We start from the raw sequence: 24,730 nt of genomic DNA, 5'->3' as shown, positions 1-24,730 counted from the left end.
GCTTGCGAAGGCGAGAGAGGAGGGGCTTGCTTCGTCCTGGCATCGGTCTTGTGGGAGTGCATCGCGGAGGCTTTGTACCTGGTTAACGCTGTCACCAGGCCTTGAAATCCGGCTTCTTTTTCCTCCGGTCGCGTCTTTCAAGTCGCCGCTCCGTACTCCCACGGCAGCTCCAATCCTTGATGGAAATAACCCGAGGTTGTACTGTGCGCCGCAACAGGGTTAATTTTGTGTGAATGGATCGGCTGGAATGACCGTGATCGAAAGCGTGGTGTCGGCGGAAGCTGCGGAGCGGAAAATGCCGCCGGGCGTGCTGGTCGAAGGGCCGGTGGTCGAGGCCAAGTTTCGCGATTCCTACATCTCGTTCGTCATCATGATCGGCGGTTCGATCGCGGCGCTGGTCTGGGCCTTCTGGCAAGGCATCGGCTGGGTGGAGGTTTCGGTCTTCGCCGGCACGTTCGCGTTGTCCACGGTCGGGATCGGCTTCATGCATCGCTATTTCGTGCACCGCAGCTTCCGCTGCGGTCCGGTGATGCGGACGCTGTTCGCCGCCATCGCCACCATGGCGGTGCAGGGCTCGATCCTGAAATGGGTGAGCAATCATCGCCGGCATCATCTCCACTCCGACAAGCCCGGCGACGTCCACAGCCCTTACTATGACGGCGACGGCAACCCCTATGTCACCTTCGCCAAGGGGATGATGCATGCGCAAGGCGGCTGGGTGTGGGACCAGGCCACCACCGATGCCGGATACTACGCCAAGGATATCCTGGCCGACCCGATCGCCATGTTCTTCACCAGGACACGCTGGTACTGGTACGCGCTCTCGGCGGTGATCATTCCGGGCGCGATCGGCTACGCCTTCGGCGGCGTGCACACGATGACCGGCTGCATCCTGTTCTCCGGCCTGTTCCGCAGCTACCTCATGACCATGGCGACATCGCTGGTCAACTCGGTCTGCCACAGCGACGGCCGCTACGGCTATCGCCGCTTCGATCTCGACGACGGCACCACCAACGAGTTCGTGACCACGATCCTCACCTTCGGTGAAGGCCTGCACAACAACCATCACCGGTTTCCCCGCGACGCCTACATTTCGCACGCCTGGTACGAGATCGACATCAACGGCCTGATCATTCTGGGGCTGGGGAAACTCGGGCTGGTGCACGACATCTTTGCGGCGGGAAGCAGGACTGCTCGCGCTGGAGAGCCAGACGGCGGAAAACGTCCAGTGGCAGACACGGAAGCGATGGTCTGACTCCCGTAGAATGGGTCAAGCGGAAGCGAAACCCATCACTCGCCGTCATCGTACGATGGGGTTCGCAAGGGCAGTTCTTGATCGGGATCAATTCTGCGTCCTCGCGCCGGGCCTACGCTCGCAAGCTGCCAAGCAAGCGCGAGGTATGGCTATGTCGCGGAGCATTCGCAATTATTTCGGCCTGGGCATCCTGATCGCGCTGTCGGGGCTGTTTCTTGTCATGATCGTCCACAGCGCCGGCGGGGCACCCAGGCCGGCCGCGCGCACGGCATCGGAGGGGCATCGTCTTGCGCAAGCGTGGTGCCAGACGTGTCACGCCGTCGAGCCCGGCATGGCCGGACTGTTCGATACGGCCCCGGGATTCGAAGCCGTCGCAAACCGCAAGGGCACCACTGCGCTCTCGCTGAAAGTGTTCCTGAAGACCAGTCACCAGAACATGCCGAATCTGATCGTGACGTCCGATCAGGCCGATGCGCTGGCGAGCTACATCCTGAGCCTGAGGAGCGACTAGCCGCGGTTGAGGGGTGTCGCTTCGCTTCGCGCCGTCGGCTCATCCGCCTCGCGGGCTCACCAATCCGGATCGCCGTAGTAGGGATCGACCATATAGGGCGGGGGCATCCAGGGCCCCCGCGAGGGCCGGGGTCGCCGAGGTGCGGCCGCTTGCGCGTGCGGCCGTGCCGGCGCAGCGGTCTCGTTGTTCATCACGCTTCGCGCGGCGGGTTTCGCGGATGCAGGTGCGGATGAAGATGCGGATGACGTCGTCAGCTCCTTTTGCAGCGCCTGGACCTGTGCGGCGAGGCGCGCATTGGCCGCCGCATCCTTCTCCTGCGCCGCCTTGAGCTGTTGAATGGTGTCGGCCTGCTCGCGCAGCGTCTGCTCGTTGCGGCTTTTCAGTTGCTCGAGCTTTCCGTTGATGTTCGCGAGCTCGCTGGTGATGGTCTTGAGCGATTGCGCGAGATCAGAGGACGACGAGTCAGGCGTCGTGGCGCCAGATTTTGAAGCGTCGGGTCTTGGAGCGTCGGGTTTTGAAGCGTCAAACCCTGCATTGCTCTCGGTGTCCTTGCCGACCGGCGGCGTGGGCACCGTGCCGGGCTCATCCGCGGCAGCGAGCTGCACGGCCGGCGGCTGCGCCGGAGTTTCAACCGTGGACGCTTGCGGAGGCTCGCTCGCCGCCGGTGGAGTCCATCGCGCCATGATCGACCTGCTCATGGACCTGGCCTCGTCGCGATATTGCGAAGCGAAGGCGGCACCGAGAATGCCGATCGCCAGCACGAGGCCGACCAGAGCGCGCAGCATGGGCCGGTCTCCCTTCAGGCCTTGATTGCGAGCCGTGCTAACCGGCGCCAGCGCCGCGGCCTTGGGAGCCTTGGCCTCGGGAGCCTTGTCCTTGGGAGTCTCGACAGCCTCCGCACCGGCGCTTGCTCGCGAGGCCCTTGGGCTTTCGCTGCCGCGTTCCATTCCGGAAACCAGCCGGTCCAGCCGCGCCAGGTCTTGCTCTGCGCTCTTGATCCGGTCGTAGGCCCGCGCCAGCCCGCCATCGGCGCGTTCCGCGTCCGACTTTGGGGCGTCCGGCTTGGGGGCGTCGGGCTTGTGGTCGTCAGGTTTGGGGTCGTTCGTCTCGGGCACCGATGCGCTCTCGATCCAGTCGGGCGTCAATGGGAGTGCGGCAGTCCGATCGGAACGATAAGACTCGCCGCCGTCCCACACAACGCGCGTGCGAAGGAGAAATTATGGCGAGGCCTCGGGGTGGGGCGGTCGCGGGGTATGCAACGGGCGCCCTTGATCTGGATCAAGCATGCAGCGCCCGACCGTCGCCACCGTGCAGACATTCATCGGAAGGAACACATGGTTCAGACAAGAGCGATCATCCTTGGTGCCTTCGCGGCCCTGCTGCTGGCCGTGCCGGCCAAGGCCCAGGTGCTGGTCGACGTTTCCAAGATCAGCTGCGACCAGTACATCACCCAGCGCATTACCCACATGCAGACCGTAAACGTTTGGCTCGCCGGGTTCTACGCCGGCCGCCGCAACAATCCCGTCGTGGACACGCAAGCGCTGAACAAGAACGGCAACAAGCTCTCACGCTTCTGCGAGTCGCATCGCGAGATGCCGCTGCTGGACGCGGTCGAGGCCAATACGAAGTAGGGGCCGAGGAGGGCGCGGGCGTTTGCGGTCGTGTCCGGCCTGACCGTATCGCGCATTACGGCGACGCGCATTGAATCTACATCGACAGGTGAAGTGCACTGGCACCGTCATCGCCGGCCATCAATAGCGGCCGCCGTGGCCCTTTTGCTGCGTGATCCAGTCCGACAATGTTTTCGGCGACGATTTCGCAGTCCGGCCCGGTGATGCCTTCGGATTGTCGCGAACGCCTTTCGTCGGACGGGTGCGCGGCGCTTCCGTTGCGTTGACGCTCTTCGAGCCAGCCATAGATGCTTCCGCAGCTTCCTTCTCGAGGCGCAGCTGTTTCAATCGCGCCATCTTGATGCGCTCTGCCTCGACTGCAGGTCCTTCGGACAGCAGCGGCCTGTGTTGAGCGACTTCCGCCGGGACGATGACACCGATGATGGTCGTCTCGCCGAGCGCCTTGCAGGCTTCGAGCCGATGCAGCCCCTCGACCAGAACGAGGCGGTCTCCGTCGAGCCGGACGGAAATGGGTTCCTGTTGTCCGATGTCCAGCATACTTTCAGCGATCTCCCCGACGATCCCGGGCTTGATTGCTTTCTTCTGCTTCGTGGGAACGAAGATCTTCTCGATCGGGAAGCTTTCCGGTTTGGGCATAATCTGACTCCGCTTCTACCGGGCCCGTCGGAACCGATGCCGGCGGTGGTCGGAGTTTAGGAGGGAAGGGCGCAGCCGCAAAGGTAATTCCGGCGGCGGGGTGTTGATGAGCACGAAGCTGGAACCAGTCTCGATGACGGTGTGCACTTAATTGACGCCGTTCACCAAACGCGGAGCCGAATCCGCAGATCGGCCGGAAGGAGCAGGTGAATTGGTGCACTTTCACCGCAATGCCGGAAGGCCTGCTAAGTGCACTGGTCAGCGTAATTTTAGCATGAGGTCACGATTGTTGAGCGGCAGCAAATTCGTCCAGAGCAGCGAGTATATGCCGCAGATCGCTATCGCTTGGCAGAGACAAGGATCGAATGATTTGAGTTGCAGTGATTGACACGCCCATGGCTTCTTGCAGGTACGTGTTTAGGGCCGATAGAAGTTGCTTGCCAGGGACGACAGTTAGCTTGCTCGCGGTTGAAGTCCATTTGGCGTCTAGGTACTCAATTGCTTCCTTAAATACAGTCGATGGATCATGGCGAGTCCGTCCTTCGAAGAAGCGGGTGCGGTTTCCTGCGAGCTGGCTCAAAACCATTGATTTCATGCCGTTCGCGATTTGATCTAAGATTTGCGTCGTCTCCTCAGCGGTTAGATCGGGGCGCGTGCGGTTCGACTGACCTGCCAAGCGTTCGTTTATCGCATTTGCAATGGCGTGAGGCTCGATCAGATAATTTTCGATCTCCTTACGTGCCAAAATGAAAAAAGCCGGTATCGACGCTGGAACTGAACGGGCGATTTCATCGACCTCCTCGGCGGAGCGGTAATCGCGATCGAGCACCGCAGCAATGGATATTTCGGCGCGGAGAACTTTTTCGAAAGTCCAAGCTGCGTCGGCAATCTTTTCCTTGTGAGAGAAGCCACCTAGAGGCACGACCGTTATGCTCGTCTCATTTTCGAAGTTGCGATACCCAAGTCGGGCCGCAAACTTCTTCATGAGTTTTATGTCGTCACCCTCAAAGAAGAGTATCTTACGACCGCGTGACAGACGGGCCAAATGTATGTTTTGCCCTGAGCCAATTGTGAAGAGCGCCTCCTGAAGGCCATCTATATCGCCAACTCGCTTGGCGGTCCGCCGAGTTCGGTTGACGAGGAGGATCTCGTCATGCTCGGCCTCATTCACGATTTCCGAGGAATGCGTGGCCATAACCAGTTGCTTGTTCATTGATTTGAGCAGCAAAAAGAGGCGCCGCTGCAGGTCTGGATGCAGGTATATCTCCGGCTCATCCACGATCATTGTGGTTGAGTCGCTAGCGCCCTGAAGATGGGTCAGCAATTGAAGCCACACTTGAAAGCCGAACCCAGCCCAGCAGACCTCGCGAGTGACCCTGTTTTCGACGCAAAACATTGTCAGACGAGCGGGATTAAACCCGTGTCGCTCAGGCGGCGATATCGTCATGCCGGGCCAAGTTTCCTCAACCAAAGACTTGAAACGATCAAAGTTCGTCCTGTTCTGGTACCAGATGTTTCGAAAAAGCCGGTTTGATCGCCGTGTGGACTGCCAACGGCGAAGGTAGTCAGGATCGACAGGGCTTTCCTCTTCTTCGAGTGGACCAAGAGTTGGGAATATGGAGATTGTGAGTGGATAGTTCCGCTTGTATGCGGACGTATTCTGAATTTGGCGCCCCAAGTTATCGGCTACAAGCACACAACGCGAATTTTCGAAGAACAAGAGTTGGAGCTTGTTGCCATTCTCAATTTGGAACGTGACCGAGGTCTCGTACTCAGAGTGGTAGTCTGTATGAATATTGGCGAGAGAGATAGGAAGTTGGGATTGCGGGATTTCATACCCCGAAATCGTGTCGCGCCCGATCGTCAATGGTGTTGGATTCCTGCGCATTGCGAACGTTTGCGCCGCACCGAGTACACGGAATGCATCCAAGATGCTGGATTTCCCAGCATTGTTAGGGCCGACCAAAATATTGGTTCTCTTCAGGTGGACAGTGTAATCCCTGAGCGACTTGAAGTTGCGAAACTTGACGCTTGTAAACATCGCGCGCTTCTTGGCTCGCTATCCTTGATCTTCCTACCTGTTAGAAGAACAGTTTAGCGCGGCTTCTGTCTTATTCGATGGGATTGAGTTGAGCGACGGCCTGCCGGATGCTCTCCGGAATTTGCTTCTGCTGCCGCAGCGGGGAGGTCTCGTTGAATCTTATCTGAGCGGCCTGCGCGCTGATCTTGCAGCACTCGGCTAGCTGCTGCGCGCTGCCAAACTGTATCGCGATATGGTCGGGGACCAGAAATAGCGCGGCAAATTTTCTCGCCTGCCATTCTGCGCTCTCGTAGAATTTGAACGACGACTTCGTGAGAGCGGCAGCTTCGCTGCGGAGCTTTACCGCGCCCGGATGCATGACGAGGTGCCCAAGTTCATGCGCGAAGGTCATTCGGCTTCGGCCTTCTTGATGGAGGGCGAGCGAATAGACGCTGCCGCGAACGGCAATATGTGGTGGATTGAATTCAGTATAGGCTTCTGCGTCGCCCATCTCTGGGTCGGGGCGAACAACGAGTGCAAAGTTGGAAATAATCCGAGGTAATGACAGCTCAAGCAGTCTGACGACGTCTGGAGCCCACTGATCCGCAACGCCCAAAACGTCACGCCAAGCAAGAGCAGTGGCGGCAACATCTTTGGCCGATCTTCCGTTTACTTTGAAGTCGTCATTCATTCTTAACCCCGTTTTCAGGCGGTTGTTTGAATGCCCGGATTTGTGCCGGTGTCATTTGACTTATTTTTCTGAATAGCCGCATTGAGCGACCATTCTCCCCCATACCCTTTACGCGATTGAGTTCGACGACGTTCGAGCGAATTGTTTTCTTGAGATCCTGAAACTCTCCGTCGTCCAGTTTCATCCAATCTTTTAGGCCGTTGAGATAGTCGTCAGGCGGAGTCATAGCTCCGCATTCGATCGATGAAATTCTATTGACGGAATAATTAAGGCGTGCCGACTGGTCACCCATGGTTAGGCCTCTTGAGAGGCGCAACTCTCGGCACCGATGTCCAAAGCGGCTTAGAACGCTGATCATGACGTGCTCCGATGAACGAAGAAGCTAACCGTCCAAGTATTTGTCTATTTTTTAAGATACTCAGTGAGTGTTGGGGCGCCGGTCCTCTCAAGAAGTGTCTCCAGCTTCATGTCCCCACGAAATCCCTTGGCGAAGTTTTCGCCGTAGGTTTCTCGCAGTGTGTCGACGCGAGTGTTACCGTTTTTGTGACGGATTTGCCCATCCGCGTCGCGATGGCGTCCGTCAAGGCCTGGCTGCTTGGTCATGTCGAATCTCCAAAGACAATGAATTCAACAATACTTAAACTAGGCGTTGCGCATGCCCGGCATCGGCCGGGCATGCTCTATGTTTCAGGGCGCGCTTACGAACACCCCGTCGTGCTGCCGCAAGTATCGCACTTCATGCACGTGCCATTCCGCACCAGCGTGAAGTTGCCGCACTCGCTGCACATCTCGCCCTCATAGCCCTTGGCTTTCGCTTCCGCGCGGCGCTCGGCCTTGCTGGGCACCGCGACTTGCGCGCTGCCGGCCTTGCTCCATTGCAGGGCCTCCAGCTTCTCGGTGGGCGAGAGGTCGTGGGCGACTTCCTGCTTCAGCGCGACCGCGCCTTCCAGGACGTCGCCGGCACGGCCTGCGCCGTGCGAGGCGAGCGAGGTGACCTTGGAGCCACCGGCGGGCGCGCTGTCGTTGCCTTGGGCGACCGCGGTCGAGCCGCCGCGCATCACCACGAGGTTGTCGGTGCGGGAGCGGGTGAGGCCGCGCGACACCAGCTTGGAGGCGCGCTGGCCGTGGTCATCCGGCTCCTTGCCTTCCTCGACGCCCTTGCCGAGCACGTCGAACCCGGTCTCGCTGGGATCGACATGGGCGAGGTCGAAGCGGCTGAGATAGCTCACCGCCAGCTCTCGGAAGACGTAGTCGAGGATCGAGGTCGCGTACTTGATGCTGTCGTTGCCCTGCACGGGGCCCGCCGGCTCGAAGCGGGTGAAGGTGAAGGCGTCGACATATTCGTCGAGCGGCACGCCGTACTGGAGACCCAGCGACACCGCGATGGCGAAGTTGTTGATGAAGGAGCGCAGCGCCGCGCCTTCCTTGTGCATGTCGATGAAGATCTCGCCGATGCGGCCGTCGTCATACTCGCCGGTGCGCAAATAGACCTTGTGGCCGCCGACGACCGCCTTCTGGGTGTAACCCTTGCGGCGATCCGGCATCTTCTCGCGCTCGCGCATCACGATGATGCGCTCGACCAGCTTCTCGACGATCTTTTCCGAGACCTGGGCGGTGCGTGCCGCCATCGGCTTGTCGTAGAGATGATCGACCACATCATCCTCGTCCTCATCGTCTGCGATGAGCTGCGAGTTGAGCGGCTGGCTGAGCTTGGAGCCGTCGCGATAGAGCGCGTTGGCCTTGAGCGCCAGCTTCCACGACAGCATGTAGGCGGACTTGCAGTCCTCCACGGTGGCGTCGTTCGGCATGTTGATGGTCTTGGAGATCGCACCCGAGATGAAGGGCTGCGCCGCCGACATCATGCGGATGTGGCTCTCGACCGAGAGATAGCGCTTGCCGACCTTGCCGCAGGGGTTGGCGCAGTCGAACACCGGATAGTGCTCGGCCTTGAGGTGCGGGGCACCTTCCACCGTCATCGCGCCGCAGATGTGGACGTTGGCCGCCTCGATCTCGCGCTTGGTGAAGCCCACGGCCTGGAGCAGGTCGAAGCCGGGGGCCGCGATCGCCTCGGCACCGATGCCGAGCTGGTCGCGGATGAAGTCTTCGCCGAAGGTCCATTTGTTGAAGGCGAACTTGATGTCGAACGCGGTCGGCAGCGCCTTCTCGACCTTGGCGATGGCTTCATCGGTGAAGCCCTTGGCCCTCAGCGTCGAGGCGTTGATGCCGGGCGCGTTGGAGAGCGAGCCGTGGCCGACGGCGTAGGCCTCGATCTCCGCGATCTCGCTCTCGCGATAGCCGAGCGCGCGAAGGGCTGCGGGGACCGCGCGGTTGATGATCTTGAAGTAGCCGCCACCGGCGAGCTTCTTGAATTTCACCAGCGCAAAATCAGGCTCGATGCCGGTGGTGTCGCAATCCATGACGAGGCCGATCGTGCCGGTCGGAGCGATCACCGTGGTCTGGGCGTTGCGATAGCCGTACTTCTCGCCGAGCTCGAGCGCCGCATCCCAGGCCGCTTGCGCATGGGTGACGAGGTCTCCTTGCGGGCAGGACACCAGGTCCATCGGCACCGGATTGACGCTCAGCGCCTCGTAGCCGTTGGACTGGCCGTGGGCGGCGCGGCGGTGGTTGCGGATCACGCGCAGCATGTGCGCGGCGTTCTTCTTGTAGCCGGGGAAGGTGCCGAGCTCGGCCGCCATCTCGGCCGAGGTCTTGTAGGTGATGCCCGTCATGATCGCGGTCAGCGCGCCGGCGATGGCGCGGCCTTCCTTCGAGTCATAAGACAGGCCCATGGTCATCAGGAGGCCGCCGATATTGGCGTAGCCGAGGCCGAGCGTGCGGAACTCGTAGGAGAGCTCGGCGATCGACTTCGACGGGAACTGCGCCATCATCACCGAGATTTCGAGCACGATGGTCCAGAGCCGGCAGAGATGCTCGTAACCCTCGACGTCGAAACGCTTGGAGGGGATGTCGTAGAACGTCAGCAGATTGGCGGAGGCGAGGTTGCACGCCGTGTCGTCCAGGAACATGTATTCCGAGCACGGATTGGAGGCGCGGATATCGCCGGACGCCTTGCAGGTGTGCCAGTCGTTCATGGTGGTGTTGAAGTGCAGGCCGGGGTCGGCCGACGCCCAGGCGGCGTAACCGATTTTTTCCCAGAGATCGCGCGCCTTCAGGGTCTTGGTGATCTTCTTGGTGGTGCGTCCCACCAGATTCCAGTCGCCGTCGGTCTCGACCGCGCGCAGGAAGTCGTCCTTGAGCGAGACCGAGTTGTTGGAGTTCTGGCCGGAGACCGTGAGATAGGCTTCCGAATCCCAGTCGGTGTCATAGACGTCGAACTGGATGTCCTTGTAGCCTTGCTTGGCGAACTGGATGACGCGCTTGATGTAGTTGTCAGGCACGAGGCTGCGGCGCGCGAGCTTGATCTCGCGGCGGAGCGCCGGGTTCTTCTCGGGATCGAAGCAATCGTCGCCCGAGCCTTCGCAATTGACGCAGGCCTTCAGCACGGCCTTGAGGTGCTTCTGGTTGATCTTGGATCCGGTGACGAGAGCCGCGACCTTCTGCTCCTCCTTCACCTTCCAGTCGATATAGGTCTCGATGTCGGGGTGATCGACGTCGACCACGACCATCTTGGCGGCGCGGCGCGTGGTGCCGCCCGACTTGATCGCGCCCGCGGCGCGGTCGCCGATCTTGAGGAAGCTCATCAGGCCGGACGAGCGGCCGCCGCCGGAGAGGCGTTCGCCTTCGCCGCGCAGGCGCGAGAAGTTGGAGCCGGTGCCGGAGCCGTATTTGAACAGGCGGGCTTCGCGGACCCAGAGGTCCATGATGCCGCCCTCGTTGACGAGGTCGTCACCGACGCCCTGGATGAAGCAGGCGTGCGGCTGCGGATGCTCGTAGGAGGATTTCGAGCGGGTCAGCTTGCCGGTGAAGGGGTCGACGTAATAATGGCCCTGGCCGGGGCCGTCGATGCCATAGGCCCAGTGCAGACCGGTGTTGAACCATTGCGGCGAGTTCGGCGCGACCATCTGCATGGTCAGCATGTAGCGGAGCTCGTCGTAGAAGGTCTGGGCGTCCTCGTCGGAGGAGAAATAGTTGCCCTTCCAGCCCCAATAGGTCCAGCAGCCGGCGAGACGGTCGAACACCTGCTTGGCCGAGAGCTCGCTGACGAAGCGCTCTTTCTCGGGCAGCAGGGCAAGCGCCTCGGTATCGGGCACGGAGCGCCACAGGAAGGAGGGGACGGACTCTTCCTCGACCTTCTTCAGGCGCGCGGCAACGCCGGCCTTGCGGAAGTACTTCTGGGCCAGGACGTCGGAGGCGACCTGCGACCACGCGGTCGGCACCTCGACATTGTCGAGCTTGAACACGACCGAGCCGTCGGGATTCCTGATCTCCGACGTGGTCAGCCGGAACTCGATGCCGGCGTAAGGTGACTGTCCCGAAGTGGTGTGGCGCCGCTCAATCCGCATGGTCTTGCCCCGTCCTATCTTTGACCGGACCGCCTCCGTTCAGGCGTGCCTGGTCATCATTTCATTTTGCGGTGCTTGAGGGCGGTCGGGCCCCTTGGCATCGCAGCTCAGCCGGTAGACCCGGCCCATTTTCTCCCGACGCGATTGCTCGATGCGCGCACCGATCATCCGCCGGCACGTCCAGACCCATCCGCCCCAAAGGGATGAGCCCGACATGCGTTCAACGCCCCACAACGTCACGTCTTCAACCATTGCCATCCGGGCCTGTTTCCAGCCCGTTCAGGCGCCCGAAAAGTCCGCTCGCAGGGCAGACAAGCCCGTATCCCGCTGCCTTTGTCTGGCTTGGCGGAGTGCTGTTTTGCAGACCCTTTGGGGGAGTGCCGGCGGGACGCAAACACACTCGCGCCGAACGGATCGAAAACTAGGACTCTCCGTTACGCCCGTCAAGAACTAGTGCGAGTTCCTGAATCAAATACTAAATATGGTGGATTGTGGGGGATAACAGGGGGCAGGCCCGCGCCTGTTGTTGAGCCAAGTATCAGTGAGTCCTCAGGGATTCCCAACCGAAAAAATTTCCATCTTGGGGTGCCGCTGAGGCTTCACCCCGCTGTTCACAGGGCAGGTATATTTTTAGATCGCGGGCTTGCCACACCGGGACTCACGTAGGGCTACGGAAGGTGAGGGCAGGCATGCCCGCCGGGGTGGTGGTGGGAGGGGCGAATCCGCGCCAAGCTGCCCTCGATTTTGCCGGACTACCAACATGCTTGATTCGACTCGGCCGGTGCTGCGACCGCGCATCGCCCCGGCCGGCCTGATGTTCCTCGCCATCACCTCGGTGGGCTGGGGCTTCAACTGGCCGGTGACGAAATTCCTGCTCTCCGAGCTGCCGCCGCTGACCTTGCGCGGGGTGACCGGCGTGCTGGGCGCGGTGCTGCTGGCGGCGCTGGCGTTGATCCGCGCTGACAGCCTCAGCGTCCCGCGCGAGATCTGGCCGCGGCTCGTGACCGCCGCGATCCTCAACGTCACCGGCTGGATGGTGCTGATGGGCCTGGCGCTGCTGTGGCTGCCGGCGAGCGAAGCCGCGCTGATCGCCTACACCATGCCGGTCTGGGCCTCGCTGATCGCCTGGCCGGTGCTCGGCGAGCGGCCGACCTTGTTGCGGACCATCGCGCTGGTGATGGCCTTTGCCGGCCTCGCCTCGATCATGGGCGGCAACGGCTTTGCCGCCACCGCGGACAAGCTGCCGGGCATCATCATGGCGCTGTGCGGCGCGCTCGGCTTCGCGCTCGGCACGGTGTTTTCGAAGAAGTACCCGATCCGTCTGCCGCCGATCACCGCCGCGGCCTGGCAGATCGGGATCGGCTGCCTGCCGATCACGATCATCGGCCTCGCCATCGAGACCACGCATCTGGAGCTGGTGACGCCGGTCGGCTGGTGGCTCCTGGTCTATTCGACCGTGGTGCAGTTCTGCATCGCCTATGTCAGCTGGTTCGCAGCGCTCGCGCGCCTGCCGGCCTCCGTCGCCGCGATCGGCACCATGGCGGTGCCTGTCATCGGCGTGGTGGCGTCCGCGGTCGCGCTGCACGAGCCACTGGGAGCAGGGCAGATCGCCGCGCTGATCTTCACGCTGGCAGCGGTGGTGCTGGCGACGCGGTAGGGCGTGTAGTCATGAAGGGGCTTGCCGCCTGACGTCCTAAGCGGACGCTCGCGCGCGCTCCAACAGGCACGCGGCGGCGAGCAGATCGTGAGTTTCAAATCCTTCACTGAACTGCTCGTAGATCGGAGTGAGCAATCGGACGGCCTTCGGCCGGCGCCCGGCCGCTATCCAGCGCGCTGCAAGATCGGTGGCTACGCGCAGCTCAAAGGTCTTCGCCCCTATCGCGCGCGCCTCAGCCAGTGCCTGCTGCAACAGGTTTTCGGCAAGAAGCGGCTCACCTTCGGAAAGGAGTACGGAGGCCTCGACCCGCTGAAGCTCCGAACGACACCAGCGCTCTCCCTGATCTTCCTGATGGTGAATAGCCCTTGTGATCGCCTTTCGCGCCTCTTCGATCCGCCCTTGTCGCAGATAGGCGCGGCTGAGGATGGCGAGATAGCTGCCGATCCGCATCAGGAAGCGACAGTCGATCAGCTCCTCGATCGCCGCACGGATATCCTCCACCGCCGCAAGATCTCCGCGCAAATCGCGCAGGCAGGCCGAGAAATAGCGCTCGACCGGAATCCAGCGCGAGATGCGCTCCCGATCCAGATTGCGACGCAGCCGCTCCGCGTAATGCTCGAGCGCCGCCAAATTCCCGTTTTCGAGTGAGATCGGAAGCGCGGCGAGGCCTAGCGCATTCGACTGCGACACCCAGTGACCGCCGCGATCCGCGGCCTCGACGGCATCGTTGGCCAGCTTCGCCGCATATTCGGCTTGCCCCTGCATCCAGGCCACGAAAGGCAGATTGAAGCGAACGGTGATGAAGCGATAAACCTCGTTCGCATCCTTGCGCGAACGGCCCTCGGCCAGCGAATGGGTTGCTGCGAGCCGATCGAGAACCAGGCGGCTCTTGCTTAATTCGCCGGCGAAGGCGTGAGCCCATGCCAGGGCTCTGTCGGCTTCGGACGTCGCCGTCAAATCGCGCGCCCGGTCGGCCAGCGAGGTGGCCTCCTCAAGATAGGTGATGGCACGCGCGAGTTCGCCGATCTGCAGCAGATAGAACGCAAAACCCACTAGCCCCCGCTGCTGATAGTCGATGCTGCCGGCGCGCCTTGCGAAGGCGATCGCATCAAGCCAGGCGACCTCGTTCTCATTCGAACTCTTGCGGGCGTAGAACAGGCTCCATCCGAGGGCGCAGGCGAGCTTTGCCTTCGATAGATCGTCGCATGCGACGCTCTTGGCCAAGGCAAGTGCGCCCTCTAGCCGCGCTTGCGCCTCCGACAGGATGGAGGTTTCCGACCACAGGGTGATCGCCGCAACCGCAAGCCTGATGCCGAGGATGGCATCGCCCTGCTTCCCGAACGACCATGACAGCGCGGTTCTCAGATCGGCTATACGGCCGAGGTAGCGCTCGGTCCAATCAGCCGGCTCGCGCCAGTTCCACTCTTCCTCGGACTGCTCGAACAGCGCAACCATGCGCTCCGCATGGCGCCGCGGCGCCCGTCCGCACGCCGGATCGGCCTGACGCCGTTCCGTGGCATAGCGGCGCGTGCTGTCGAGCAGCCGGTAGCGCAGGCTCGCGCCCCGGGCCTGCGCGCTCAACAGTGATTTGGCGACGAGGCTGCCGAGTCCGGTCACGACGTCGACTGGCGTGAGCCCTGCCGCTTCCGCGACGAAGACCGCATCCTCGACCTCGAACCCATCGCTGAACACGGACAGCAGGGCGAACAGCCTGGCTTCCTTCTGCGACAGCAGCCGGAAGCTCCACTCAATCGTCGCCATCAGGGTCTCATGGCGCGGCGGCGCGCCCTCGGTCCTGGCAGCGCTAAAACCGAGCTTCTGATCGAGGATGACCAACAACTCCCGAGGAGTGAACCTGCCGGTCTGAGCTGCAGCCAGTTCGATGGCCAGTGGAAGTCCGTCCAGCGAATGGCAGACCGCGGCGATGGCTTCGCAATCATCGTCGACGAACTCGTAGTCCGACCATTCGGCGGCGCGGCGGACAAACAGCTCCACCGCCGGGAACCTGACAGCCTGATCAACCGACAGCCCAAGGCCAGATCCCGGAGAAGGTAGAGAGCCAAGCCGCACGATATGCTCGGTGGTGGTGCCGAGCGGCTCGCGACTCGTCGCAAGCAGCCGGGACGGCGATGTGTCCGTCATGAACTTGCTGGCAAAGATTGTGGCGGCGGGCAGCACATGCTCGCAATTGTCGAGGATGAGCAGCATCTGCCGCGGCCTCAGATAGTCGAGTACAGCAGCCAGATCAATGTCCGTATTGCCTCGGATACCGAGTGCCGTCACCAGCGCCGCGCCGAACAGAGTAGGATCGGAGATTGTCGAGAGATCGACGAAGCAGACGCCGTCGCGATACCTTGACGCAAACGCTTGGGCGACGGCCAAGGCTACGGTCGTCTTACCGATTCCTCCTGCGCCGGCCAGGGTCACGTGCCTGTCCTCAACGAGCAGATCGGCGATTTCTCCGATGTCGGCTTCGCGGCCGACGATGCCGCGCGGCAATGGTGGGTGCGAAAGGGGGAGCGGATCGGCCAGCGTAGGCTTCTCCTCGATCTCGCCGATGCCGACCCGGACATCGGCGATGAATTTGTACCCGCGCCGCGCCACGGTCGCGATGTAGATGGGCTCGATCTGGGTGTCTCCCAGCGAGCGCCGCAAGCTCGACAAATTGACCTTGAGATTGCTGTCGTGGACGAACGTGCCCGGCCAGGCTGCCGATATCAGCTCGTTCTTGCTGACCAGCTCGCCACGGCGCTGCACCAGCAGCCGCAAGAGCTCAAACGCACGTCCGCCCAGTTTGACGGGGCGCTCGTCGAGAAGAAGCAACTGACGGCCGGGGACCAGTCGAAACGGGCCGAAACTGAATGTCAGCTCCTGTCGAGGTGCGCCCCGTTGCCGTGTGGCGGTCCGCATTGAGCATTGCCAATCGATCGAAGTGATCGACTGGTATTATCATGCACGGCAAACTTGTTGAAGTGAGCCTTTCTGAAATTGCACGACTGCTGCATAAAGCCGCTTGAGCGGGCGCCTCTGGCCATTTTTTTAGGCTTGCCACAAGCCGCTGTGCTCACAAGCTCGACGCTTCATAGCTGAGTTCCGGAAGCCGGGCGAACCACTCTTCACATGCACTTCAGTGGGGGAGCGGAGCTGCGGGGTTGACGAGCGACGCCGAGCGCAGCTCGCGCCAGAAATCGGCGGGGATGACTTCCTCGAGCGCAGCTCGATCCTCGGCAATGCGGCCTGGACGGCTGGCGCCTGGAATGACGGCAGCCACCACCGGGTTTGCCAGCGCGAACTGTAGGCCCGCCGCCTTCATGCTGATGCCGTAGCGGTCGGCGATCGCCTTGATCCGCCCCACCTTGTTGATGATTTCCGGGGGCGCCGGCGCATATTCAAAATTCGGGCCGCCGACGAGCGCGCCCGAACTGTAGGGGCCGCCGATGACGATCGCGAGCTCATGCTCCGCAACCATCGGGATCACCCGCTGAAGCGCCCTTGCATGGTCGAGCAGCGTGTAGCGGCCCGCGAGCAGGAAGCCGTCGGGGTGCGGCTCTTCGAGCGCGAGCAGCAGTTCGATCGGCTCGACCCGGTTGACGCCGAGGCCCCATGCCTTGATCACGCCTTCGTCGCGCAGCCGGTCGAGCGTATTGAACGCGCCCTTGCGTGCGCTTTCGAACACCGAAAGCCATTCGTCGCCGTAGAAGTCCTGCGCCACGTCATGCACGAAGGCGATGTCGATGTGGGAGGTCGCGAGCCGATTCAAGCTGTCCTCGATCGAGCGCAGCGTGGCGTCCGCGGAATAGTCGTTCACAATCTTGTTCGGACGCCCGTATTTGAACACGCCGCCCTTCTCGGCGACGTCGCGCGCGCCGACATCCTCGATCTCATCCAGGATCAATCTTCCGACCTTGGTGCTGACGACATAGTCGCTTCGCGGCCGGCCTCCGAGCGCGGCGCCCATGCGGATCTCGGCAAGACCCGCGCCATAGAATGGCGCGGTGTCGAAATAGCGGATGCCGTCGTCCCAGGCCGCATTCACGGTCGCGAGCGCTTCTTGCTCGGGAATGTCGCGAAACATGTTGCCGAGCGGCGCCGCGCCGAAACCCAATCTTCCTGGCAGAATATCCTTGAGGGCCATGTTGCGAGTCCTTGTCTGCGACAGGCATGTCCGTCCGTGCGCGGCGCCGCCGGTCTCACTCGGTCGCGGACGTATCCGCGCTTCTGATGAACGCCGCGACTTCCCGCGGATGCGACAACATCACCGCGTGGCCGCTTTTGATCTCCGTCACCTTCGCGCCCGAGCGCTTGGCCATGGTGCGCAGCCAGGTCGGAGGGATAATGTGATCCTCCATCGTGACCATGTAATAGGTCGGCTTCGTCTTCCAGGCCACGCGGTCGACCTTGGACTGCACCGCCTGCAATCCAAACGGCAATTGCGCCGCAGCCATGAAGCGAGCGGTCGCAGCGTCGACGCCGCCAGCGAAAGAGGTCGGGAATTTGTCGCGATCGACGAAGAGATAATTGCCCTCCGTGACCAGCGGCCCCTTTTGCTCGCCGACGGGCACTGGGCCTTCCGACAGCGTACTGACAGACTCTCCGGCGTCGGGAGCATATGCCGCGAGATAGACAAGGCTGCGAACCTTCGGATTGTTGCCGGCCTCCGTGATGACCATGCCACCATAGGAATGGCCGACGAGGATAACCGGATGCCGCGCCTTGGCGATCACGCGTTCGGTCTCCGCGACATCGTCACGAAGCGAGATCGTCGGCTGCTGGACGACGAGCACTTCATAGCCTGCATTCGAGAGAATGTCGTAGGTGTCCTTCCAGCCGGAGCCATCGACGAAAGCGCCGTGGACAAGGACGATGGAAACGGTCCTCTCGGCGGCGACCGCGGGGGCGGCCGTTGCGATCGACATTGCAGCAAGCGCGGAAATAAGCGGCTTCATAGCAGGCTCCAATCATTGATACGGCGACATTGCCGTTTGATGAGCCCTTCACTAGCGCGCTTGAGAAGTTGCGGTATTTCCGATTCCTGCGCGACGATGGACGCATCTTGCTCATCTGCAGTGAGAGCAGCTTTCGAAGCGCCGGTGCGCTGGCTCCAACCTTTTGCTTTGCTTGCCTTTTACCTCTTTTAACCGCGCCCCCTCTGGACTTCGCTATCGCTCCTTGTGAGAAATTCAGGATCGGCGTGGCAGCGGGCCGGGCTGCACTCATTGACCGGATGGACTGATCGCTCTCTTGCGATACGGGGCCGGGAGTCGCCGCAACTTGCGGAGGTCGTGATGGCACTCGTGACTCATGGAGATCGGAAGTACCAGAACAGCGAGAAGCTCGCAGCGGCCAACGACTGGCCAGGGCTGAGCATCGAACATCGTAAGTTCGAGGCGGGCCGCCAGGCAACGCCCGTTCCCATCTGCACCGAGCTTGTCATGCTGCTGTCGGGCGGCGGGATGGTGTGCCGCACCGGCAACGGTGAAGTCCAGAAGAGCCTCGCGCGCCCGGGCATGAGCTACCTCGTCCCGGTGGGGACGCAGGAGAGTCATCTCGAGCTTTCGGACCGGATGGAGTGTCTTCATCTCTACCTCCCGCCGGCGCTGCTGGACCGGAGCGCGCTTGCGGACTTCAATATCGATCCGGCAAGGATCGAGATCGCCTACGCCCACGGTCTGACGGACCAGGTGCTCTTCCACATCTGCTCGCCGCTTCGAGATCTGCTTCATCGTCCGCGCCAGTCGACTGACGCGCTGTTCGTGGAGGGAATTCAAGTAGCGCTCGCGGCGCATCTTCTGGGCAATTATACGATCGACCGCTGGCGCGCGCCCGACAGGTCGCCGTCGCTCGATCCACGGCGCCTGCAGCGCGTGCTGGACTATATCGAGGCTTCTCTGGGAGACGAAATCAGACTTGAGGATCTGGCGGCTCAGGCCTGCCTCAGCCCCTATCATTTTTCGCGGCTGTTTCGCGAGGCGACCGGTCTATCGCCGCACCGCTACGTGACCGATCGCCGCGTACAGGCGGCGCGGCACGAACTAGCGCGCGACCGGCTGTCCCTGGTCGAAATTGCCTTGGAGTTCGGTTTCGGCTCGCAGGCGAACTTCACGCGCGTCTTCCGAAAGGCTGCAAGCCTCACTCCGGGGCAGTATCGCGAATTGTGCTGCGGCCAGATCGAGGTGAATGCCCATCGGTCTGATCTAGGGCACCGCAGGGATTGCGCATGATCCCGCAGGATTCGGATATACGGTTCTTGGCTGCCCGGGTAGTGTCGTAGCGACGACAAATTTAGCGGACTTCTCTAGGAAACGCATCATGACTCAGCACGTCCTGGTTATCGTCAGCAACGCAGCCGTGATCGGTCCGAAAAATCGTAAGACGGGCTTCTTTTTCGCCGAGGTCGCGCATCCGTTCGATGTGCTGGACAAGGCAGGCATTGCCGTTGAGTTCGCCTCTCTAAGGGGCGGATGGACGCCATATGATGCCTACGACGAGAAAGATCCTGCGCAGAAGGCTTTTCTCGAAAGCAAGGCCTTTCGCCGCTTGAATCGCAGTCGCAAACTGGCTGAGGTTGATGCTGCCGATTGCGAAGCCATCTTCGTGCCAGGCGGTCTTGGACCGATGGTCGACATTCAGCGTAACCCCGTCGTTCAGAATGCAGTCGTGCGCGCCTGGAGCACTGGAAAGTTTGTAACTGCCGTTTGTCACGGTCCGTGCGCGCTCCTCGGGGTAGACCTTGGCGATGGCAAGCCGTTCGTGCAGGGCAAGAAGCTCACATCGTTCTCGAAGAAGGAAGAGTACGACTACGCGCGCGAAGACGTTCCTTACGAACTTGAAGATGCCTTGCGGGCAGAGGGTGCCGAGTATACGTCCGCAGCAAACTGGCAGCCTCACGTCGTCGTCGACGGACGCCTCATCACTGGCCAGAATCCCGCCTCGGCCGGGCTCCTGGCCAAGGAGTTGCTAGCGGCACTCAGAAAATAGAACTAGGCAGCCGAGCATCGCTTGGCTGCCCTGAAGGCCGCCGTTCCCCCCGAGGAAGCCTGGGTGATAACAATGCCCTCGAAGATCACTGCCATTCTAGTTGCTCACCCGGGCAAGATCGTTGAGCTCAGAGAACTCCTTGTTGGTCTGGCGCCGCATTGCAGGGCCGAGCCCGGCAATCTGCGCTGGGACGTCTGGCGCGACAGTTCGGACGACCATCGTTACGTCCTTGATGAGCTTTACCGGGACGCCGCTGCGGTCGAAGCGAATCGAAGCTCGCAGCACTACCAGGCCTACTTGGCCAAGGTTCCTGAACTGGCGGAACGTACGGCAGTCATCGCGAAAGCCGTGGATGTTGGATGATGGGCATCACGCCGCGAATGGCCCAATCGCCATTCGTAATGGCCGTGCGCGTTTACCACACCGACATTTCCAGGTGGGACTTCGACCAAGGCGCGCGAGCCAGAAACTCTAACCCGCCACCCCGCCACCCAGCGCCTTCCTGATCATGTCGGCGAGCTGGTTGCGGCGGTAGGGTTTTGTCAGCAGCATGACGCCGTCGTCGAGCTTGCCGTGGTGGACAATGGCGTTGTCGGTGTAGCCGGAGGTGTAGAGCACCTTCACCCCGGGGCGGATCGTCGCCACCTTGTCGGCGAGCTCGCGCCCGCTCATGCCGCCGGGGATGACGACGTCGGTGAACAGCAGATCGAACGGCTGACCGGCCCGGATCAACTCCAGCGCGGCCTTGCTGTCGGGCGCGGCGACGGTCTGGTAACCGAGGCTCTGGAGCTGCACGGTGACGAAGTTGCGCACCAGCGGATCATCCTCGACCACGAAAATGGTCTCGGCGCCGCCTTCCGCCTGCGGCGTCGTGGTGGGAGCCGCCTCGGCCATGCCTTCGCCCGGCGGCAGATAGAGCTTGATCGTGGTGCCGTGGCCTTCCTCGCTGTAGATCTTGATGTGGCCGCCGGACTGCTTGACGAAGCCGTAGACCATCGAGAGGCCGAGGCCGCTGCCCTTGCCGACCTCCTTGGTGGTGAAGAACGGCTCGAACGCCTGCTGCTGCACCTCGGCCGGCATGCCGGTCCCGGTGTCGCTGACGGCGAGCATCACGTAAGGGCCGGGCCGAACGTCGGGATTGTTTTGCGCATAGGCCTGGTCGAGCACGACGCGGTGGGCCTCGAGCAGCAGCTTGCCGCCGTTCGGCATGGCGTCGCGGGCGTTGATGGCCATATTGAGCAGGGCATTGGTGAGGCGGGACGGATCGATGTGCGCGGTCATCTGCCCCTGTTCGAGCACGGTCTCGATCTCGATCTGCTCGCCGAGGGTAGGGCGCAGGAGTTTCGCAATGTCCCCGACCGCGGCGTTGATCTCGACGTTGCGCGGCTGCAGCGGCTGCCTGCGCGCAAAGGCGAGCAGATGCTGGATCAGCTCGGCGCAGCGTTCGGCGGCTTCGTCGATCAGGCGCGCGACGCGCTGGAGGTCGGGCTGCTGCTTCAGGCTTGCCACCAGCGTCTCGGTATTGCCGGAGATCACGGTCAGCATGTTGTTGAAGTCGTGCGCGACGCCGCCGGTGAGCTTGCCGATCGCATCCAGCTTCTGCGACTGGTACAATTGCCGCTCGGTCTCGCGCGAAATGGTCGCGTCGTGATAGACCAGCACCGCGCCGGAGACGTTGCCTTGCCCGTCCAGCATCGGCCGGCCGCTGATCATGAGATGGCGGGAAGGATTGCCGCTGTGCGGGCGGACGATCATCTCCATATTCTCGAACGGCTCGCCGCGCAGCACGCGTGCCGACGGCAGCTCGTCGGGCTTGAGCGGGGTGACGCCGTCGCCGTGAAGCACGCTGGACATCGCGCGCAGATTGCGCAGGTTCATGCCGGTCCGGTGCAGCAGCATGCGCTCCGCGGCCGGATTGGACAGAAGGACGTTGCTCTCGGCATCGATGACCAGCACCGCCTCCGCCATGCTGTGAAAGGTGCTCTGGAGCACGTTGACCGACAGGCGCAGCTCGTCATGCGCGGTGACCAGATGCTCGGTGCGCTCGGCCACTGCGGCCTCGAGCTGCTGATTGGCGGCCGTGGTCTCCAACAGCGTGCTCTTGAGTGCGCCCTCGCTGCGCCGGCTCTCGCGCATCATCATCACCACCAGCAGCAGGATCACCAGCGCGCCGGCGACGTCGATGCCGAGCAGCACGATGCCGGTGCGGCGCGAATCCTGGGAGCGCGCGGCGAGCAATCGTTCTTGCTCTGCGCTCAAATGATCGAAATTGCCCATCACCGTGTCCATGAGGCCGCGGCCCTCGCCCTTGCCCTGGACCGCGGCAATGCCGGCCTGATCGTTTCCGGCGCGCAGGCGCATCACTTCGGCGGCGATCTCGATCCGGCGCAGCGCCAGCGGCTCGGTGCCCTCGAGCAGCGCGACATGTTCGGGAGTGTCGCGCACGCTGCGCTTGAGATCGGCGAGTGCCGGTGCGATCCGTGCGTGCACCGCCTGGAATTCTTCGCTGAAGCTCGGGTTGCGATAGATCTCGTAGCCGCGTGCGGCGCTCTCGGCACTGCGCATCAGCACGCGCAGGTCGGAGATCTTCTTCAGCACCTGGACGGTATGATTGACCCAGGCCGCGTCGGACCGTGACTTGACGTCGAGGCCGATCGAGGCTGCGGTGATGATCAGGAGGATGGCAAGTCCAGCACCGAGAATGACGCGCTGCGTTGGGATCAAGGGGCTTCTTTCTTGTCCTTCGGCTGTGAGCCACCGCCCGGCTCGGCGATGCATTCCCGGATCGTGGTCAGCAGCGCGTCCGGCGTGAACGGCTTGCGCAGACAGCGAGTCGCGCCGAGTTCCAGCGCCATTCGGAGGAAATCGGGAGAGGGCGAGGCGGATGATGCAAAGGCGTAGCCGGACATCGCGATCAGCGGAACCGCCGGCGCGCGCTCGTGAAAGATGCGAATGGACTCGAAGCCGCGCATGTGCGGCATGAAGATGTCGACCAGCATCACGTCGAAATTCTGGGTTTCGAGCGCAGCCAGACCCGTTTCTCCGCCGTCAGTCAACGTGACGTCGAAGCCCTGACGTTGGAGGAGGACCTCGATGGTCGCGCCGACCATCGGATCGTCATCAACCACGAGAATGCGCGGCATGACACTTCCCAGTCATCGAAGTCCCCACAGCCAAGTTGATACAGGTGAATCGCGCGTCGGGTCAATTTGGGATTGGATAAGGGTAGATATGCACGGTGCGGTGAATAGAGGTCCACTCGCATCGGTTGTTCGCGGCATCGCCGATGACGAATACGAAGCGAGCGAAACAGGTGGGGCGCCGGAATGAAAAAGGCGCCGCATCGCTGCGACGCCTTCTTCTTCAAGTGCTCTCGGTGTGCTTACGGGCAGGGATGACGCTGGCCGTCATAGCCAAGATAGGTGCCGGAGGCGGGATCGTAGGACTTGTAGCGCTGCGCGCAGTAGCCCGCGGAATCGCCGCCGCTATCGGGGACCACGGCCACTGTCGGTTCATCATAGTAGCTGTCGCCATAATAGTAGGGGTCGTCATAGTAGCCGCCGCCGTAATAGGCGTACGAGCCGAGGCCGCCGATCGCAGCGCCCGCCGCGACACCGGGCCAGAAGCCGCCGCCGTGACGATGATGCCAGTGACGACCACTCCAATTGCCGCTACCGCCCTGCCAGTTGCGCGCAGTCGCGACGCTGCGTGTACCGCTGTACGACGGTGAGAAGGCCGGTCGGCTCGCCGTGCCGGCTGCGAAGCTGCCACCGCCGGGACGTACTGCTGCGCCGGCCGCGAAATGGCCACCGCCGCCACCGATCCGTGCGCCGCCGAAGTTGCCGCCGCCCATGCGGGCGCCGCCACCGCCAAAGTGAGCGCCGCCGCCACCGAAGTGTGCCCCACCGCCGCCGCCGCCAAAGTGTGCCCCGCCGCCAAGGCCGCCGCCAATGTGGGCACCGCCTCCAACCGCTGCGGCCCGACTTTGGGCAAAGCTCGGCGTCGCCAACGGGATAACCAATGCCACTGCCGCAGCCGTGCTCAAGACTTTCAGACTTTTCATGATCAAAACTCCTTTTCCCGGAAGCAAACCCCATGAAAGGGCTGGAGTTCCTGGGATCACGGGGGTTTGCGTGCGAGGACAAGCTCACATGGCGACGCTGTATCCCACATGAACGGATCGCGTCCGCTTTGCGGCAGCGTTCCGTGCCGGTAGACCAGATCTGCAGCGGGGCGCGGCCGCCCGCGCCGAACTGGACATTTCGCCGTCCGGATGGCATCAGGACCCGACGAAGCAGGGCCCTTGCCGAATGAAACAATTCTTCCTCAAGTTCTTCACCTGGTGGAATGGCCAGACGTTTGGCACCCAACTCTGGACCAAGCGCTACGGCGAGCTGGTCGGCCAGGACGAGCAGGGCAACCTCTATTATCGCACCCGCGGCGGGGCGATCGACCCGGCGCTCGGCTTCGAGCGGCGCTGGGTGGTCTATAACGGTTATGCCGAGGCCAGCCGTATCCCGCCGTCCTGGCACGGCTGGATGCATCACACCGTCGATGTGCCGCCGACGCAGGACAATTACCAGCCGCGCGAGTGGGAAAAGCCGCACCAGCCCAATCTCACCGGCACGGCCAACGCCTACCGTCCCTCGGGCTCGACGCTCGCCAGCGGCAAGCGGCCGAAGGCGACCGGCGACTATCAGCCCTGGACGCCCAGCTAGGCTCCCGATCCCCGCCTGAACCCTTGTCGTCGGAGTGGATGCACCCGCATCCGCCTCGCCTTGCTGTGGACAGCGGGAACAGCGGGGATGAGTCCTGCGCGCGGGTTGCAGCCACGCGAGCGATGCGGCTCAATGGTCGCATCTTACGGAGATGGGAGACCATCGCGTTC

General features: G+C 62.4%; 22 protein-coding genes. 8 read left to right on the top strand and 14 right to left on the bottom strand.

Annotation, left to right across the window (positions count from 1 at the left end; translation table 11 throughout):
- Positions 1-247: 247 nt before the first annotated feature.
- Positions 248-1,255, top strand: a complete 1,008-nt coding sequence (locus tag AC0L3C_RS02390; protein ID WP_473278011.1) for an acyl-CoA desaturase — start codon at positions 248-250, stop codon at positions 1,253-1,255.
- 151 nt (positions 1,256-1,406) lie between these two features.
- Positions 1,407-1,766, top strand: a complete 360-nt coding sequence (locus AC0L3C_RS02385) for a c-type cytochrome (protein WP_473278012.1) — start codon at positions 1,407-1,409, stop codon at positions 1,764-1,766.
- 56 nt (positions 1,767-1,822) lie between these two features.
- On the opposite strand, the gene AC0L3C_RS02380 is transcribed toward AC0L3C_RS02385, so the two are convergent.
- On the bottom strand, positions 1,823-2,881 hold the full coding sequence (locus AC0L3C_RS02380; RefSeq protein WP_473278013.1) for a hypothetical protein: 1,059 nt from the start codon (positions 2,879-2,881) through the stop codon (positions 1,823-1,825).
- Between the two features lie 219 nt (positions 2,882-3,100).
- Here AC0L3C_RS02380 and AC0L3C_RS02375 point away from each other — a divergent pair, with 219 nt between their 5' ends.
- Positions 3,101-3,397, top strand: a complete 297-nt coding sequence (locus AC0L3C_RS02375) for an HdeA/HdeB family chaperone (protein WP_354254950.1) — start codon at positions 3,101-3,103, stop codon at positions 3,395-3,397.
- A 120-nt stretch (positions 3,398-3,517) separates the two neighbouring features.
- Here AC0L3C_RS02375 and AC0L3C_RS02370 read toward each other — a convergent pair whose 3' ends face one another.
- From AC0L3C_RS02370 to AC0L3C_RS02340, 7 genes are all read right to left on the bottom strand, one after another.
- Entirely contained in the window at positions 3,518-4,033 is a 516-nt protein-coding gene (locus AC0L3C_RS02370; protein ID WP_473278014.1) for a ParB N-terminal domain-containing protein, read from the bottom strand.
- 280 nt (positions 4,034-4,313) lie between these two features.
- The gene (locus AC0L3C_RS02365; RefSeq protein ID WP_473387590.1) at positions 4,314-6,074 is read right to left on the bottom strand and encodes an ATP-dependent nuclease; all 1,761 of its coding nucleotides are present in this window, start codon (positions 6,072-6,074) and stop codon (positions 4,314-4,316) included.
- A 70-nt stretch (positions 6,075-6,144) separates the two neighbouring features.
- Complete coding sequence (locus AC0L3C_RS02360) at positions 6,145-6,744, bottom strand: ImmA/IrrE family metallo-endopeptidase (RefSeq protein WP_473387591.1); 600 nt, start codon at positions 6,742-6,744, stop codon at positions 6,145-6,147.
- Positions 6,737-7,036 carry a hypothetical protein gene (locus AC0L3C_RS02355; RefSeq protein WP_473387593.1) on the bottom strand — a complete coding sequence of 100 codons (300 nt, stop codon included), beginning with the start codon at positions 7,034-7,036 and terminating at the stop codon, positions 6,737-6,739. The genes AC0L3C_RS02360 and AC0L3C_RS02355 overlap by 8 nt, the downstream gene beginning before the upstream one ends.
- A gap of 110 nt (positions 7,037-7,146) precedes the next feature.
- Positions 7,147-7,347 (bottom strand): hypothetical protein, encoded by a 201-nt coding sequence (locus AC0L3C_RS02350; RefSeq protein WP_473387596.1) that lies wholly within the window; start codon positions 7,345-7,347, stop codon positions 7,147-7,149.
- Positions 7,348-7,442: 95 nt separating this feature from the next.
- On the bottom strand, positions 7,443-11,207 hold the full coding sequence (locus AC0L3C_RS02345) for a vitamin B12-dependent ribonucleotide reductase (protein ID WP_473407041.1): 3,765 nt from the start codon (positions 11,205-11,207) through the stop codon (positions 7,443-7,445).
- 39 nt (positions 11,208-11,246) lie between these two features.
- Positions 11,247-11,465, bottom strand: coding sequence for a hypothetical protein (locus tag AC0L3C_RS02340; RefSeq protein ID WP_456764545.1), 219 nt, complete (start codon positions 11,463-11,465; stop codon positions 11,247-11,249).
- A gap of 502 nt (positions 11,466-11,967) precedes the next feature.
- On the opposite strand from AC0L3C_RS02340, the gene AC0L3C_RS02335 reads away from it, so the two are divergent.
- Positions 11,968-12,864 (top strand): DMT family transporter, encoded by an 897-nt coding sequence (locus AC0L3C_RS02335; RefSeq protein ID WP_473407040.1) that lies wholly within the window; start codon positions 11,968-11,970, stop codon positions 12,862-12,864.
- Between the two features lie 36 nt (positions 12,865-12,900).
- On the opposite strand, the gene AC0L3C_RS02330 is transcribed toward AC0L3C_RS02335, so the two are convergent.
- The 3 genes from AC0L3C_RS02330 to AC0L3C_RS02320 form a co-directional block, all read right to left on the bottom strand.
- On the bottom strand, positions 12,901-15,687 hold the full coding sequence (locus AC0L3C_RS02330) for an ATP-binding protein (protein ID WP_473407039.1): 2,787 nt from the start codon (positions 15,685-15,687) through the stop codon (positions 12,901-12,903).
- A gap of 304 nt (positions 15,688-15,991) precedes the next feature.
- Positions 15,992-16,999 (bottom strand): aldo/keto reductase, encoded by a 1,008-nt coding sequence (locus tag AC0L3C_RS02325; RefSeq protein WP_473278022.1) that lies wholly within the window; start codon positions 16,997-16,999, stop codon positions 15,992-15,994.
- 55 nt (positions 17,000-17,054) lie between these two features.
- Positions 17,055-17,810 carry an alpha/beta hydrolase gene (locus AC0L3C_RS02320; protein WP_473278023.1) on the bottom strand — a complete coding sequence of 252 codons (756 nt, stop codon included), beginning with the start codon at positions 17,808-17,810 and terminating at the stop codon, positions 17,055-17,057.
- A gap of 339 nt (positions 17,811-18,149) precedes the next feature.
- Between AC0L3C_RS02320 and AC0L3C_RS02315 the strand changes: the two genes are divergently transcribed.
- From AC0L3C_RS02315 to AC0L3C_RS02305, 3 genes are all read left to right on the top strand, one after another.
- A complete protein-coding gene (locus tag AC0L3C_RS02315) occupies positions 18,150-19,085 on the top strand; it encodes a helix-turn-helix domain-containing protein (protein ID WP_473407038.1) in 936 nt (311 codons plus the stop codon).
- Between the two features lie 88 nt (positions 19,086-19,173).
- The gene (locus AC0L3C_RS02310) at positions 19,174-19,842 is read left to right on the top strand and encodes a type 1 glutamine amidotransferase domain-containing protein (protein WP_473407037.1); all 669 of its coding nucleotides are present in this window, start codon (positions 19,174-19,176) and stop codon (positions 19,840-19,842) included.
- Positions 19,843-19,905: 63 nt separating this feature from the next.
- On the top strand, positions 19,906-20,205 hold the full coding sequence (locus tag AC0L3C_RS02305) for a putative quinol monooxygenase (RefSeq protein ID WP_473407107.1): 300 nt from the start codon (positions 19,906-19,908) through the stop codon (positions 20,203-20,205).
- Between the two features lie 108 nt (positions 20,206-20,313).
- Here AC0L3C_RS02305 and AC0L3C_RS02300 read toward each other — a convergent pair whose 3' ends face one another.
- The 3 genes from AC0L3C_RS02300 to AC0L3C_RS02290 form a co-directional block, all read right to left on the bottom strand.
- On the bottom strand, positions 20,314-22,566 hold the full coding sequence (locus AC0L3C_RS02300; protein WP_473407036.1) for a CHASE3 domain-containing protein: 2,253 nt from the start codon (positions 22,564-22,566) through the stop codon (positions 20,314-20,316).
- Positions 22,563-22,985 (bottom strand): response regulator, encoded by a 423-nt coding sequence (locus tag AC0L3C_RS02295; protein WP_473256992.1) that lies wholly within the window; start codon positions 22,983-22,985, stop codon positions 22,563-22,565. Before AC0L3C_RS02295 ends, AC0L3C_RS02300 begins: the two co-directional genes overlap by 4 nt.
- A 239-nt stretch (positions 22,986-23,224) precedes the next feature.
- Positions 23,225-23,905 (bottom strand): BA14K family protein, encoded by a 681-nt coding sequence (locus AC0L3C_RS02290; RefSeq protein WP_473256991.1) that lies wholly within the window; start codon positions 23,903-23,905, stop codon positions 23,225-23,227.
- Positions 23,906-24,152: 247 nt separating this feature from the next.
- On the opposite strand from AC0L3C_RS02290, the gene AC0L3C_RS02285 reads away from it, so the two are divergent.
- A complete protein-coding gene (locus AC0L3C_RS02285) occupies positions 24,153-24,560 on the top strand; it encodes an NADH:ubiquinone oxidoreductase subunit NDUFA12 (RefSeq protein ID WP_354054866.1) in 408 nt (135 codons plus the stop codon).
- Positions 24,561-24,730: the final 170 nt, after the last annotated feature.

This window comes from Bradyrhizobium sp. WSM4872 (genome assembly GCF_055811715.1).
The sequence above is the reverse complement of the archived record's forward strand: the minus strand, read 5'-3'. Positions and strand labels throughout refer to the sequence as shown.